This window comes from Ralstonia sp. Ralssp135 (assembly GCF_047304345.1).
Lineage (GTDB): Bacteria > Pseudomonadota > Gammaproteobacteria > Burkholderiales > Burkholderiaceae > Ralstonia > Ralstonia chuxiongensis.
Genome location: NZ_JBGLYZ010000001.1, coordinates 241,756 through 255,437 on the forward strand (window position 1 = coordinate 241,756; position 13,682 = coordinate 255,437).

Below are 13,682 nucleotides of genomic sequence, written 5' to 3' on the forward strand. Positions count from 1 at the left end.
CGTAGGAAAATCAGGCGACTTGAACCGGCCGCAGGCTCTCTCCTTCCGATCCCAGCTCTTCATCGAACGCGGGATTGCCACGACCAGCCTTAAAAGCACGGAGCTTGTCCAGTAGCAGCACGCTCAGGGTCCCGAGCGCGACTCCGCCGATGAGCGACAGCAGCGCCAGCGCCAGCGAACTTGGCCCCGAACGGTATTCCGGCAAAGTCGGGCCCGAAACGAAGCGTGCCTCTGTGATGTGCTTGTTGCGCATCTGCTCGGCAATCACCATTAGCTGGTTATAAATCTCGCGGGTTTTGTCGTCTTTAAGATCTTTGCCCGTGAACACAGCTTGAGCCGTCTTTACAAACTCGGCCAGCAACGCGCTACCGGTCTTAGCTTGGCGGGTACCTTGGTCGATGCGTTCGTAGAATTCATTGCGCAGAGCGTTCTGCTCGGCGTCGCGTTCCAGCAAAGTGAGTTGCGATTTCAGGTCAGCAATTTCGGTTTCAATGCCAACGAGCTGCGCAACGGGAGACAGATAGCGCGACGCGTTGGCGTCACTGCCGGTCGAAAGCAGTTGGCGCGCTTCCATCTTCGATGCTTCAGGGTACTTGCCCGCGATCAAGCGGGCCGCTTCGAGCCGGCTGGAAGCCTGGGTCAGGGCCAGCCTCTTCTGGATGATCAGGTTGTCGATCTGTTGCTTTTTCGCCTTGGCTTCGCCAGCTTTGGTATAGATCGTATCCAGCAGATCTTCACTCAGCATGGTGTCCTTGATGTAGTCCCCCATTAGTTGAACACGGGCTTGCGCGTTCTCCGCCGACCGATCCTTGAACGTGATCGAGAAACCTAGGATTCCGATGGTGTCGAGCATCCCCTTAGCGTCGGTGATGTAACGCAGATCATCTTTCGACAACGGCAAAACCGCGTGCACGTGCGCCTGGACGAAGCGTTCGCTCAAACTTCCCAACAAATACTGACCGTTGACATCGCCGATTTTCTTGTTGTCTTCGAGATAGCGATGTAGCGTCTCGCGATCCCAGAACGCAGCCTTCTGGACGTTGTATTCCGCAAACTTGCGGGGCGCGCGCATGAACCCTTCGCTGGAGTACTGACGGCCAATCCAAAATGAGAACGCAAGAATCAGTAAGGAGAATACGGTCGCAAACAGAATGATCTGTCGTCGTAGTTCCCAGCAGCGCGCAATGAAGGCTTGCAAATCAAAATCGAATGGATCGCCGTCGTCATACGCCGCAGGATTAATCTTCTTCATTACCTCTACCGTCCTAAAAAATTGCCAACTGCTTGCAGGCAGGTGCACCAGGGGTCACCTAATGCATTTTTTTGTTGCGCCGGCTTCGGCGCAGCGCTGTGGGCCGCCCCACCCAATATGAGGCTGTAAAAATCGTTACAGCTTAGTGACGAACTGGACAATTGGAATGAGAAATGGACGAAATCAAATACGCGCTTTGCGCCCCACCCCAAATGATTGCCCAGTCAAGGTGATTCTCGGCAGTTTTGCACCCGACATCAAGGTCTGCAGCTGCGCGACGAGGCAAAATTCGGGCACGGAACGATAATGGCTTAGGTTTTTGGCCAGTACCCTCCACCGTGTGGGTTGACTAATGTGGGACTTGCAGACAGAACGGAAGTGCATCCCCGTGGACAAGCGGCGTGTTTTCCAATCGACAGTGGTAACGCCGCGCCTTACGCCGGCGCACAAGTCGATTCCCGAATCACCAACTCATACTGCAAGTTTTCGTGCACCGAATGCGGCTTCAGGCCCGGTAGATGCGGGCGGTGGATCGCAATGAGCTGTTCCACAGCCGCATGCGCCATGGCCTGGATCGGCTGACGCACGGTGGTGAGCGCCGGCCAGAGCTGGCGTGAGAGCGGCGTGTCGTCGTAGCCGCAAATGGAGAGTTCTTCCGGCACCTTGATGCCGCGCGCCTGGGCCACCCGCAGCACGCCGGCGGCCATGTCGTCGTTACCTGCGAAGATGGCAGTCGGACGCGGCTCGCAGGACAGCAACCGCTCAGCGCAGGCAACGCCGGACTCGAACGAGTGTTCGCCCTGCTCTACCAATCGCTCGTCAACTTCGATGCCAGCTTGCGCCATCGCGTCGCGATAGCCGAATACGCGCTGATACGCCGCGCCATGGGCAGGATCGCACACCACGAAACCGATGCGACGATGCCCGAGCCCGATCAGGTGCAGCGTCATGTCGCGCGCGGCAGCGCGGTCTTCGGTGTTGACAGACAACCCTTTGTGCTCGCGGTCGGCGGGGGCCAGGCGCACGTAGTCGATGCCGGCTTCATCCAGCGCCGTGATGAGCGACGGCACATCCGACACCGGTGGCGTCAGGATGATGCCGGCCAGCGCACGCTGGCGCGCGCTCTGGATGATCTGCTCGGCGAGGTTCGGGTCGCGGTAGTTGCAAGGGGTCAGCAGCAGGCTGTAATCGAGCGCCTGGCAGGCTTCGAGCGCGCCGTGCTGAATGTTGACGATGTAGTTGTCGGAGGGGTTGTCGTAGACAAGCGCGATGATGTCGGCGCGCTTGCTGGCCAGTCGCCGGGCAGCCGGGTTGGGCCGATAGTCGAGCGTCTGCATCGCCTCGACCACCTTCGCGCGCGTCTTCTCGCTGATGTTGGGCTCGTGGTTGAGGACGCGCGAGACGGTCTTGATGGACACGCCCGCATGCGCGGCAACATCATCGACGGTGACAGCTCCTGCGTTGCGCTTCATGGTCTGACGATGGTCTGGCGAGAGTGGTTCTGGAACACGGAACGGGCGCCATCACGCGCCCGCCAATGTGTTCGATTTTACCGCCAACCCCCAAGCCGCGCGGCCAAAAAAACTAACGGGCGCTCAATCCCGAACGGCCGATCGGCAGCCGAACGATGCCTTGCGCCAGGCTCACGCCCAGCAGAACGAGGCCGCCGCCGATCCAGTGATAGCCGTGCACGGTCTCTCCCAGCATCACCGCAGCCATTCCTGCCGTGAAGACCGGCATCAGGTTCATCAACACCGCCGTACGCTCGCTGCCGATGCGCTTGAGCCCCTGCATCCACAAATACGATGCGACGATCGACGAGGCAATGCCCGCAAACACCACCAGCCCGATGCCCTTGGCCGGTACGGCCAGGCTGTGCGCGGTCATGGCCACCGGCACAAGCATCACGACAGCCACCAGCACCTGCACGTACAGATTGAGCCACTGCCCGAACGGCAGCGCCCAACGTCGATAGAGGATGTTGTACAGCGCATATGCAGTGGCGCCGGCAAGCACCAGCACATCGCCGTGGTTGATGCCGCCATCGAACAGGTTGGCAGGTTCTCCGCGCCCCAGCAGGTACAGCACGCCAAGGAGCGACACCACCACGCCCGTCACTGCCTGCGCCCCGACAGGCTGACGAAATACCAGCACGTTCAGGATCAGCCCCAGCATCGGGATCAAGGCACCGATCACGCCCATGTTGGTCGCGCTCGTGCTGTGCGCCGCGTAATACGCCAGGCATTGGTACATCACCATGCCGAGCAGCGCGAGCACCGCAAAGCGGCGCCACTGCGCCAGCACAGCCTGACGTTGGCGCCACAGCGGCCGCACGCAGAAAGGTGTCAGCACGATGGCCGCCAGCAACCACCGGTAGAACGAAATGGCCGCCGGGTCCACCACGCCGGCCGCGGCCTTGGAGACGATGGTGTTGGCAGCCCAGATCAGCACCGCCAGCAAGGGATACAGCACAGGCACGGCGGCCTCCTCGAACAATGGAAGACCGCAGTTTAGTAATGGCTGGTTCAAAACATATACTTCAAACCAGACAACATCACCCCTCGAAAGCGACAACCGTGGCTGACACCCTGTACACCGCCTACCGCGAAGCCGATCTACGGGTGCCCAAGGGGGCTCCGTTCTACTTTCGCTACGACCATTTCGAGCCCGAAACCGATATCGAGCCGCACACGCACCCGTGGGGCCAGATCAACCGCATCAGCTTAGGTTTGATGGAAGTGGTGGTCGATGGCCGCCGGCTGACCGCGCCCGCCGAATACGTGATCTGGGTGCCGGCCAACCAGCCGCATTCGGCATCGATCCGGCAGGCGACGGACTTCCTCTCGGTGTACTTGGCCGAACCGCTTGCGCAGCGGTTGCCGCCCATGGCCTGCCTGATTCCGCAAACGCCGCTGGTGCGCGCGCTGTTCGAAGACTTCGCCACGCGCCGCGTCGCCGCCATGACCGACGCGTGGGACCTGCGTCAGTTCGAGTTGCTGGTGGAAATGTTGGCGCGTGCCGGCCACGCCGACAGCTACCTCCCCGACAGCACAGATCGCCAGCTCGAGCCCATCCTGCACGCCATCCGCCTGGACCCCGCCGACATCACCACACTGCAGCAATGGGCCGAACGCGTCCACAGCACCGAGCGCACACTCGCACGCCGCTTCCAGACCGAGCTGGGCATGAGCTTCGTGCAATGGCGCAACCGCGTGCGGCTGCTGCGCGCGCTGGTGTGGCTCAAGGAAGACAGCCCCGTGCAGGACATTGCGCTCGCGCTCGGGTATGGAACACCTTCGGCGTTTATTGCGATGTTCCGCAAGCAGGTCGGGTTTTCGCCCGAACGCTATCGCCGGCAAATGGGCGGCGAGACCGAACGCCCCGCCGCATAGGCCATCGGCACCACGCGGCCGAAGCGCGCGGCAGCGTGCGCGTGCTGCGACGGTTCGAACCGCAACCCTGGACGCTCCACGTGTATCGGTCGCAAAGAGGCCCGGTATCGACACGGGTGCGGGTGGTTTTAATGCGGTGGCCACGCAGTTGAAGGCGCTTTGCCCAGGCTGAGCACTAACGACACCGCGCCGCTACAACTAAAAACAATTGTGAGAAACCGCGCCGCATCGCCGTTTGCGGGCCACGGTGTCCTTTAGAATTCGCTCTGTTGCAGATTTGGAAGTCCACACATGCGCACACCTCGGTTCGCATCTGCCCGAATGCTGGGCAGCGCGCTCACCCTGAGCACGTTGGCACTCAGCGGTTGCAGTTCACTGATGTCGGAAGGCACGACCACCGCAGCGGGTATCGGCGGTGCAGCCCTCGCAGCCAAGGTGACCGACAACGCGGCGGTGGCCACCGGCATCGGCTTGGGCGTACAAGCCGGCGCACGGGCTGCGTTGCAACACAGCCAACGTGTCATCCACACTGAAACTCAAGACCACATCGCGCAGATCGCTGGCGCGCTGGCCGACAACACCGTCGGCAACTGGCAGGTCAAGCACCGCATCCCCTTGGAGCCCGACGAACATGGCCGCGTGGTGGTCACGCGTTCGATCAACGGGCCGCTCGTCAACTGCAAGGAAATCCTCTTTACCGTCGACGGAATGGAAGATGGCGCTGCAAAGGTCGACTTCTTTGTCGCCTCCATCTGCCACGACGGCAAGCAATGGAAGTGGGCGACCGCGGAACCGGCCACGGCGCGATGGGGTTCGCTGCAATGAGCCGCGCGCGCTGGCTTATAGCAGGGTGTGCGGGCCTGATGGCCGGCTGCTCGTCGGTGGGGCCGTTGACCGGCGCGGCGGCGGGCGTGGCCACGGGCACTGTCACGGGCAACCCGGCGGTGGCCTATGGCGTGGCCGTGTCGGTCAACGCCGCGACCGATGCGTCCATCAAATACGCAACGCGCAAATGGGCCGCCAGCGAGCAGGATGCGCTCGCGATGGCAGTCGGGCGATTGAGCGACAGCACGCCTTCGCTCAACTGGTCGCTCGAACGCATGATGGGCTTGACCAAGGCGCACGGCCAGGTCGTTCTGGTGCGCACGTTCACGACGCCGCTGGCCACCTGCCGAGAGGCCATCCTGACCGTTCAGGAAGCCCTGGCGCCCAAGAACGCGCCCGGTGCCGGTTACACGATCTTTGCGTGCCAGAACGGCACCACATGGCAATGGGCCAACGCCGAGCCCGCCGTGCCACGCTGGGGCAACTTGCAATAGCACGCCTCGTACGTCAGGACTTGGCGGCAAGGCGCGTCACGGCGTCCTGCAGAAACCGCTTGCTCGCCTCGACAATCGTGCGCTGCATGGCCTCCTCCGGCATGGCCCGCGCAATATGGATGGCACCCACCAGCTGCGCAATCATCGCCCACGCGGCATCGTCGTCACCCAGACGCTGCGCCAGGATCGCGTGGCCTTTGCGCATCTCTTCCTGATACAGCTCGCGCACTGAGGCATCTGCGCGCGCGATCTCGGCGGCAAGGCCGGGCACGGCGCAACCTGCCTCGGGATGCTTCACGTGGGCAAGGCACAGGTAGCGATCCAGCTCGAAGCGCAGCCAATCTTCGGCCGTATCGTGCGGATTGCCGGCCCACATCTCGCGGCTGGCGGCCAGTTCGGCCTCGATCAACGCTTTGAGCCAATCCGATTTGGAGCCGAAGTGGCTGTAGAACGCGCCGCTGGTCATGCCGGCTGCCTGCGCAAGCGCATCCACACCGGTCGCGGCAAAGCCATTCACCTTGACCTTGCGGCCGGTCGCCTTCAGCAGCTCCTTGCGCTTTTCTTCCTTGTGGCCGGGCTGGTATCGCATGTTTTCCCCTGCTTTTTCCCGCTTGACACTATGCAACCAGTAGCATAATTTTCTTTTCAGTAACGATCGTTATTCTATAAACGAGGTGGACATGGAGACAAGCAACAACAAGGCGGCCCTCGTCATCGGCGCGGGAGATGCCACGGGCGGTGCCATCGCCAGGCGCTTTGCCCGCGAGGGCTACATCGCCTGCGTGACGCGCCGCTCGGCCGACAAGCTGCAACCGCTGGTCGAGGCGATCCGCGCGGAAGGCGGGCAAGCGCAGGGCTTTGCATCCGACGCGCGCAAGGAAGACGACGTCATCAAGCTCGTCGACGACATCGAGCGCGACGTCGGCCCCATCGAGGTGATGGTCTTCAACATTGGTGCCAACGTGCCGAGCAGCATCCTGGACGAGACCGCGCGCAAGTATTTCAAGATCTGGGAGATGGCGTGTTTTTCGGGCTTCCTGGCGGGGCGCGAAGTGGCCAAGCGCATGGTCACGCGGGGGCGCGGCACGATCCTTTTCACCGGGGCGACGGCCGGCATGCGCGGCGCGGCCAACTTTGCGGCATTCGCAGGTGCCAAGCATGCGTTGCGCGCGCTGGCGCAGAGCATGGCGCGCGAGCTGGGCCCCAAGGGGATACACGTGGCGCATGTGGTGGTCGATGGTGCGATCGACACGGCGTTCATCCGCGAGAACTTTCCCGAGCGCTACGCGCTGAAAGACCAGGACGGCATCCTCAACCCCGAGCACATCGCCGAGAACTACTGGTATCTGCACACGCAGCCCCGCGACGCGTGGACGCATGAGCTCGACCTGAGGCCCTGGATCGAGCGCTGGTAGAAGCCTGTTCCTCGCCCATCGCAACATCACAAAACCAGGAGACACACGCATGAAGCAGGTCGAATTCTTCTTCGATGTGGGCAGCCCCTACAGCTACCTCGCGTATCACCAGTTGCCGAAGATCGCGCAAGCCCAGGGCGCGGACATTGTCTGGCGGCCGATGCTGCTGGGCGGGGTGTTCCAGGCCACAGGCAACAGCAGCCCGGCGACGATTCCCGCCAAGGGCCGCTACTCCAACGTGGATCTGGAACGCTGGGCAAAACACTTTGGCGTGCCGATCCAGCAGAACCCGCACTTTCCGATCAACACGCTGCAATTGATGCGCGGTGCGGTGGGCATGCAGTTGCGCAGCGACGCGGAATTCCACCGCTATCTCGCCGTCATCTTCAGCGCGATGTTCGAGCACCCCCGCAATCTCGGTGATCTGCAGGAACTCGCTGCGGTACTGGAAGCGGCCGGCATCTCCCCCGCGCTCATGCTGGAGCTTGTGCAGGACGACCACATCAAGCAGACGCTGCGCAAGACGACCGAAGAGGCCGTGGCGCGCGGCGTGTTTGGTGCGCCCACGTTCTTTGTCGGCGACGAGATGTTCTGGGGGCAGGATCGTCTGCACTTCGTCGAGGCAGCGCTGTCCTGACAACTTCGCATGCGCCGGCGATGAGGGCCGCCGCATGCTCCTCCCATCTCCCCTTCCCTTACGAGGTCATATTGCCTCGCCTTGTTTTTTTAATACGAATCATTATTATTTGCATTCTCAACAAAACTGAACACTGCCATGCACGGAATTGCCCTCCTGTTCGGGCTGCTCGCGGCAGGCTGCCTGTATGCGGCCGCGCCCAACCAAGTGCTGCTCGCGCGCGCTTCGCGCCTGCGGGGGCGCGTGCTGTGTAGCGTTGCCGTTACGTTGTCGGGCACTGCCGCCGTGCTGTGGAACGACGCGCTCGGCTGGCCGGGGGCAACCATTGCGGTGGTGCTGGTGGTGACGGGGGCCTTGTCGCTATGGCCCATGTTGGGTGCGTGGACACAGCAACGGCGTGCAGGCTTTGAGGCGCGGTCATGAACGGCATGGGCACCAAATGGCTGGCCGGTACCGTGCTCGGGCTGCCGCTGTCGGTTGCGCTGTGCACGCTGGCGATACTGCGGCTGCCGGGCGGCTGGGAAAGCGGCGTCATCGGCGCGCTGCTCGCGTGCCTGCCACTGTGGGCCGTGATCATCAGCGTGAGCGTGCTGTTTCGGAGCAGCGCCCATGCGTGGGGCGTGCTGGCGGCAGCCAACGCGCTGTCGTTCGGCGTGCTGTGGCTGCCGCGCCTGTTGGTGGCCTGACCTCGCCATGAAATCGACGACCTTACGTCTGTATCAGACGCTGCATACCTGGGTGGGCCTGATAGCGGGCTGGGCGCTGTTCATCGCGTTCTTTGCGGGCGCGCTCACCGTGTTCCATGAAGAACTGCATGCGTGGCAGAACCCGCTGCGCGCCGACCATGCCGCCGTTGCCATCAAGCCGGTCGACATCGATCACTTCGTGAACGCGCTGGTGCGCACGCACCCGGCCGCTGCCGCAAGCGCGTACGTCATCTTCCCCAACGAGGGCGAGCCGGAGTTCTCCGCGTACTGGCAGAACAGCAAGGGCGATTGGCAAGTGACGACCCGCAGTGGGCTCGCTGCGGGCAGGACCTCGCCGAAAGATCTGTCGATCGAGCCATCGAAAGGCGAACTGGCCAATTTCCTCAACCGGCTGCACTACTCGCTGGGGCTGGAAGAGCCGGGCATGTATTTCATGGGCGTGATCTCAGTGCTCTATGGCGTGGCGCTCATCTCGGGCGTGCTGCTGCACCTGCCCCGCCTGAAGAAGGATCTGCTGGCCGTCCGCCCAGGGCGCAATCTCAAGCGCTTCTGGATGGACATGCACAACGTGCTGGGGCTGTTCAGTCTGCCCTTTCATCTGATCTTTGCGATCACCGCGCCGGTGCTGTGTCTGAGCATCGTGCTGATGACCGTATTCAACACCGTAGCGCTCAACGGCAAGCTGTTCGATGCGGTGCCGCGTGTGACGACGGCAGCCGGCACGGTGGTTGCGGCCAATCATGCGGCGTCGATGTTGCCGGCTGAGCAACTGCTCGCCCGTGCACGCGAATTGGCCGACCCGAACTTCACCGTCAAATCGATCCACTACCAGCACATTGGCGATGCGAATGCCGTGGCGGAAGTGCGCGGCAGCAGCACGCGAGCGGTCGGCGACTACGGCTCCGTAGCGATTCATGCGGCTGCCAATCAGCCCGACAGCGGCAAGCTCGTCGGCAGCCAGACGCCCGATGCGCGCGACACCAACCACGCCATCTACAGCCTGGTCTACGGCCTGCACTTCGGCACCTACGGCGACATCGTCCTGCGTCTCGCGTATCTCGTGATGGGGCTGGCGGGGGCGTTCGTCTTCTATTCGGGCAACCTGCTGTGGATCGAATCGCGCCGCAAGCAGCGCAAGGCCGATCAGCCACGCGTGCATCAGCTGCTGGCGCGCGCCACGGTCGGCGTGTGTATCGGGTGTTGCGTCGGCGTCATGGCGACTTTCCCGGCGGCGCTGCTGTGGCCCGAGCGTTCGGCCGGCGTGACGTACTACACCGTGTTCTTCGCGGCGATTGCCTGGGCGATGCTGCGGCCGCCAGCACACGGCGCCGTCGAACTGCTGAGCGCTGCCGCCATTGCAGCGGTGTTTGCGCCCATCACCAATGCCGTCGTCACCGGTGACCACCTGCTGCGCACGATGGCGCGCGGCGATTGGATGGTGGCCGGTTTCGACCTGGGCGCACTGGCGCTCGCGTGCGGCTTTGTCGGCCTTGCGCGTGCGACGCTGCGCCGGGCGCGCCACGGTGCGCCCGATTCTGTCTGGGCCATGCCGGTACGTGAATCGCGCGTCGGCAACGATCTGCACCCGAGCGTCGCCAGAGAGCCATAGCTCCACACGCTCCGCACCAAATAACCACAACCACCCGCACAGACTCCGCGCATGCCGCCCGCCGGCTCGCGCGGGACTGCGCACGCCTGCACACAACATTGATCCAGGGGAGCTTGATCATGCGAGCCGTTGCTTTATTACCCGCTTCACGCCGTCCTATCGCCTTCCTTCGTCCAACGCCGTTGGTGCGCCGGCTCGCGCTGGCATTCGCTGCCATGGGTGCAGGCGCATCGGCGCAGGCACAGCAGACCACCACGCAGGTCGACCTGCCCGCCACTCAGGTCACTGCAGGCAAACCTGCTGCCTATGGCGCGAAGCAGGCCAGCACCGGCGCACTGGGCGACAAGGCTGTGCTCGACACACCGTTCACCATCAACGTTGCCACGCAAGAGCTGATTCAGAACCGGCAGGCGCAGACCATCGGCGAGGTGTTCAAGGGCGATCCAGCGGTCACCGCCAACAACGACGGTTATATCGGCGAGGCATCGAACATCACCATCCGCGGCCTGCAACTGGATCTGCTGGAGGGCTACAAGGTCGACGGCCTGGCCGTGCCCAACTGGGGCAGCGATGTTCCGCTCGAACACTTCGAACGCGTCGAGCTGCTCAAAGGCCTGTCGGGATTCATGTATGGCTTCGGCACGCCCGGCGGCATCGCCAACTTCGTGACCAAGCGCCCCACCAACACCTTTGGCGGCAGCGCCACGTTCGGCTTTACCAGCGGCGGCACGCTCAAGGAATCGGTGGATGTGGGTGGGCGCTTCGGCCCGACCAAGGCGCTGGGCGCCCGCGTTGGGGTGGTGCATGAAGAAGGCGACACCTTTGTCGACGGCGGCCATATCAAGCGCGACTCCGCATCGTTGGCGCTCGATGCGCGCATCACGCCGGATCTCCAGTGGTCATTCGACGGCCTGTACATGCAGCGCAACGTGCAGGGTGCGTACTACGGCATCATCCCCGGCCAGGATTTTGGTGTGCCAGTCACGGAATTCGTGCGCACGCCGCGCGCCATTGACGGTAGCCAGCGTGTGTCATCACCAGGCTCGTATTACGAGACCGAGATCAAATCCGTCGGCACCGAACTGAACTGGGCCGCCACGCCCGACTGGAACGTGCGCGCCGCCTATCGCTACACGCAGCAGAACCGCGGCAACGCCGACAGCGCGATCCAGCTGACCGACAACGCAGGCAACTTCAGCGAGTTGCAGTACAGCTCGTACCAGCGCTACCAGTACAGCCAGGCGCAGGTGATGGCCAACGGCAAAGTGCGCACGGGTTCGATAGAGCACGACCTCGTCTTCGGCACGTCGTGGCAGAGCCTCACACAAGCCACGGGCGGCTTTGCTTCCACGTTGCTCGGCACGGGCAATCTGTACGACACGTCGGCGTTTGTGTCGTCTGGGGCGACACCGATGCGGGTGCCCTCGTCCGACGGTCTGGCTCGCACATCCCGTATCGACCAGACTGCCGTCTTTGCCAGCGACACGGTCAAATTCAGCGAGCATTGGTCGGTGCTCGGCGGGTTGCGCTACACGCGTTTCAACCAGACCGGGTACAACGCCGACGGCAGCACCTCAGCCAAGTACAACCGCGAGCCGATCACGCCCACGCTGGCGGTGATGTTCAAACCCGTGCAGCCGGTGACGCTGTACACGAGCTACGTGGAATCGCTTGAAGCGGGCGCCAGCGCACCGATCACAGCAGTCAACGCGGGCACGGTATTCGGGCCGCTCAAGAGCAAGCAGGTCGAGGTGGGCGCCAAGGCCGAACTGCACGACTGGACATTCGGCGCGGCGCTGTTCCAGGTGCAGCGCGGACTGGCGTATCTGCGGCCGGACAACGTCTATACGCAAGACGGCATGACGCGTTATCGCGGGCTCGAATTGAGCGCACGCGGCAAGCTCGCACGTGACTGGACGCTGCTGGGCGGGGTGCTGTTCATGAATTCGGAGAACACGGAGTCCGATGCCTCCGTGCTGGGCAAACGCGCCTATGGGTCGCCGCGCTTCAAGGCGACGGCGTATGTGGAATATGCCGTGCCGCCGGTGCCGGGGCTCGTGCTGTCAGCGGGCGGCCAGTACGTCGGCAACTCGGCGCTGGAGGCTAACAACAGCAACATCGTGCCGGGGTATCACACGTTTGATGTGGGGGCGCGGTATTCGACCAAGGTGAGCGGCAAGCCGGTCACGCTGCGGTTCAATGTCGACAACCTGACGAATGAGAAGTACTGGTTGCCGAGCTGGGGGTTCATTCTTGTGCAGGGGGCGCCTCGGACGTTTAGGGCTAGTGCTACGGTTTATTTTTGAGGTCTTTTTTTGATGGTGTTGGTGCATCCCCTGTTTCATCCCCTGCCGGGGCTGACTCACTTTCTTTGTCTTGCCAAAGAAAGTAAGCAAAGAAAGGCGCGCCCGATGCGGCGAACCATTCCTTGAATTTCCGTGACCGGGCGGGGAAGGAGGCAAACTCGCTACGCTCAGACAAGCCTCCTTCCTTTTTCCGCCCGGTCACAAAAATTCAAGGCGCCGCATAGGGCAGGGAAAGTCAAAGGCCAAACCATCTCAGTGCAAGCCCAAACGAGAAAGGCCAACCGCGCGATGGGTTGGCCTTTTTCTTTTGACGTTGAGCCCTTGATGGCGCCTTGGATTTTTGTTGCGGGGAGGATTAAGGAAGGAGCCCTGTCTGAGCGCAGCGAGTTTGGCTCCTTCCCCTCCCCGCGACACAAATCCAAGGGGAAGTCGCCATCTCGGGCGCGCCTTTCTTTTGCCTACTTTTCTTTGGCAAGACAAAGAAAAGTAGGTCGGTCCCGGCAGGGAACGAAAGAGAGGTGGACCAACAACACAAAAAAACAAGTTGCATATCTAACCATCAGCAACTATCATCCACTTCACCATGTTCGACCACTGCCTCTACTTCAACACCACCGCCCTGGCCCGCAAGCTCGACCGCGTCTGGGCAGACGCCTTCGCGCCTTTCGATCTCACGCCGCCGCAAGGCTTCATGCTCCGCGCGATCGTCGACCGGCCGGGCATGTTGCAAAGCGAGTTATCGAAAGCGATGTCCGTCACGCGCCCCACGGCAACGCGCTCGCTCGATGGCCTAGAAGCCAAGGGCCTGATCGAACGCCGCAAAACGGAAGCCGACGGCCGCGAGACCGCCATCTTTCCGACGCGGGAAGCGGTCAAGATCGGTGCAGCGTTGAATGAGGCGAGCGGCGCCGTCACCGCAAGGTTGAAGCGCGTGTTGGGCAGCAACGAGTTCACCGATACGGTGACAAAGATCCGAGGTGTGCGCTCCACCCTGACATGAGCGTCCGTTTTTTTTGATTAAATAATTGCATTGCTAACTAATAAG

General features: G+C 62.5%; 14 protein-coding genes. 10 read left to right on the top strand and 4 right to left on the bottom strand.

From position 1 onward, the window contains the following. Positions 1 to 10: 10 nt before the first annotated feature. From ACCD03_RS01070 to ACCD03_RS01080, 3 genes are all read right to left on the bottom strand, one after another. Complete coding sequence (locus tag ACCD03_RS01070) at positions 11 to 1,252, bottom strand: hypothetical protein (RefSeq protein WP_413410567.1); 1,242 nt, start codon at positions 1,250 to 1,252, stop codon at positions 11 to 13. A gap of 434 nt (positions 1,253 to 1,686) precedes the next feature. Beyond that, positions 1,687 to 2,724, bottom strand: coding sequence for a LacI family DNA-binding transcriptional regulator (locus tag ACCD03_RS01075; protein WP_253540650.1), 1,038 nt, complete (start codon positions 2,722 to 2,724; stop codon positions 1,687 to 1,689). Positions 2,725 to 2,836: 112 nt separating this feature from the next. After that, the gene (locus ACCD03_RS01080; RefSeq protein WP_413410568.1) at positions 2,837 to 3,730 is read right to left on the bottom strand and encodes a DMT family transporter; all 894 of its coding nucleotides are present in this window, start codon (positions 3,728 to 3,730) and stop codon (positions 2,837 to 2,839) included. 98 nt (positions 3,731 to 3,828) lie between these two features. Between ACCD03_RS01080 and ACCD03_RS01085 the strand changes: the two genes are divergently transcribed. From ACCD03_RS01085 to ACCD03_RS01095, 3 genes are all read left to right on the top strand, one after another. Continuing rightward, positions 3,829 to 4,644 (top strand): AraC family transcriptional regulator, encoded by an 816-nt coding sequence (locus tag ACCD03_RS01085; RefSeq protein WP_413410569.1) that lies wholly within the window; start codon positions 3,829 to 3,831, stop codon positions 4,642 to 4,644. Between the two features lie 291 nt (positions 4,645 to 4,935). Then, complete coding sequence (locus ACCD03_RS01090; protein ID WP_413410570.1) at positions 4,936 to 5,469, top strand: hypothetical protein; 534 nt, start codon at positions 4,936 to 4,938, stop codon at positions 5,467 to 5,469. Continuing rightward, positions 5,466 to 5,963 (top strand): hypothetical protein, encoded by a 498-nt coding sequence (locus ACCD03_RS01095; protein ID WP_413410571.1) that lies wholly within the window; start codon positions 5,466 to 5,468, stop codon positions 5,961 to 5,963. Before ACCD03_RS01090 ends, ACCD03_RS01095 begins: the two co-directional genes overlap by 4 nt. Before the next feature lie 13 nt (positions 5,964 to 5,976). Here ACCD03_RS01095 and ACCD03_RS01100 read toward each other — a convergent pair whose 3' ends face one another. Next, the gene (locus ACCD03_RS01100) at positions 5,977 to 6,552 is read right to left on the bottom strand and encodes a TetR/AcrR family transcriptional regulator (protein ID WP_045205669.1); all 576 of its coding nucleotides are present in this window, start codon (positions 6,550 to 6,552) and stop codon (positions 5,977 to 5,979) included. Between the two features lie 91 nt (positions 6,553 to 6,643). On the opposite strand from ACCD03_RS01100, the gene ACCD03_RS01105 reads away from it, so the two are divergent. From ACCD03_RS01105 to ACCD03_RS01135, 7 genes are all read left to right on the top strand, one after another. Beyond that, positions 6,644 to 7,378 (top strand): SDR family oxidoreductase, encoded by a 735-nt coding sequence (locus ACCD03_RS01105; RefSeq protein WP_413410572.1) that lies wholly within the window; start codon positions 6,644 to 6,646, stop codon positions 7,376 to 7,378. A 49-nt stretch (positions 7,379 to 7,427) separates the two neighbouring features. Beyond that, positions 7,428 to 8,015: a 2-hydroxychromene-2-carboxylate isomerase gene (locus ACCD03_RS01110; RefSeq protein ID WP_413410573.1), complete on the top strand. Its 588-nt coding sequence runs from the start codon at positions 7,428 to 7,430 to the stop codon at positions 8,013 to 8,015. 138 nt (positions 8,016 to 8,153) lie between these two features. Continuing rightward, positions 8,154 to 8,438: a hypothetical protein gene (locus ACCD03_RS01115; RefSeq protein ID WP_253540717.1), complete on the top strand. Its 285-nt coding sequence runs from the start codon at positions 8,154 to 8,156 to the stop codon at positions 8,436 to 8,438. Further along, complete coding sequence (locus tag ACCD03_RS01120) at positions 8,435 to 8,701, top strand: hypothetical protein (RefSeq protein ID WP_413410574.1); 267 nt, start codon at positions 8,435 to 8,437, stop codon at positions 8,699 to 8,701. Before ACCD03_RS01115 ends, ACCD03_RS01120 begins: the two co-directional genes overlap by 4 nt. A gap of 7 nt (positions 8,702 to 8,708) precedes the next feature. After that, on the top strand, positions 8,709 to 10,331 hold the full coding sequence (locus ACCD03_RS01125; protein ID WP_413410575.1) for a PepSY-associated TM helix domain-containing protein: 1,623 nt from the start codon (positions 8,709 to 8,711) through the stop codon (positions 10,329 to 10,331). A 119-nt stretch (positions 10,332 to 10,450) separates the two neighbouring features. Continuing rightward, entirely contained in the window at positions 10,451 to 12,637 is a 2,187-nt protein-coding gene (locus ACCD03_RS01130; RefSeq protein ID WP_413410576.1) for a TonB-dependent siderophore receptor, read from the top strand. Between the two features lie 583 nt (positions 12,638 to 13,220). Further along, positions 13,221 to 13,637 (top strand): MarR family winged helix-turn-helix transcriptional regulator, encoded by a 417-nt coding sequence (locus ACCD03_RS01135; protein ID WP_413410577.1) that lies wholly within the window; start codon positions 13,221 to 13,223, stop codon positions 13,635 to 13,637. Positions 13,638 to 13,682 lie beyond the last annotated feature (45 nt).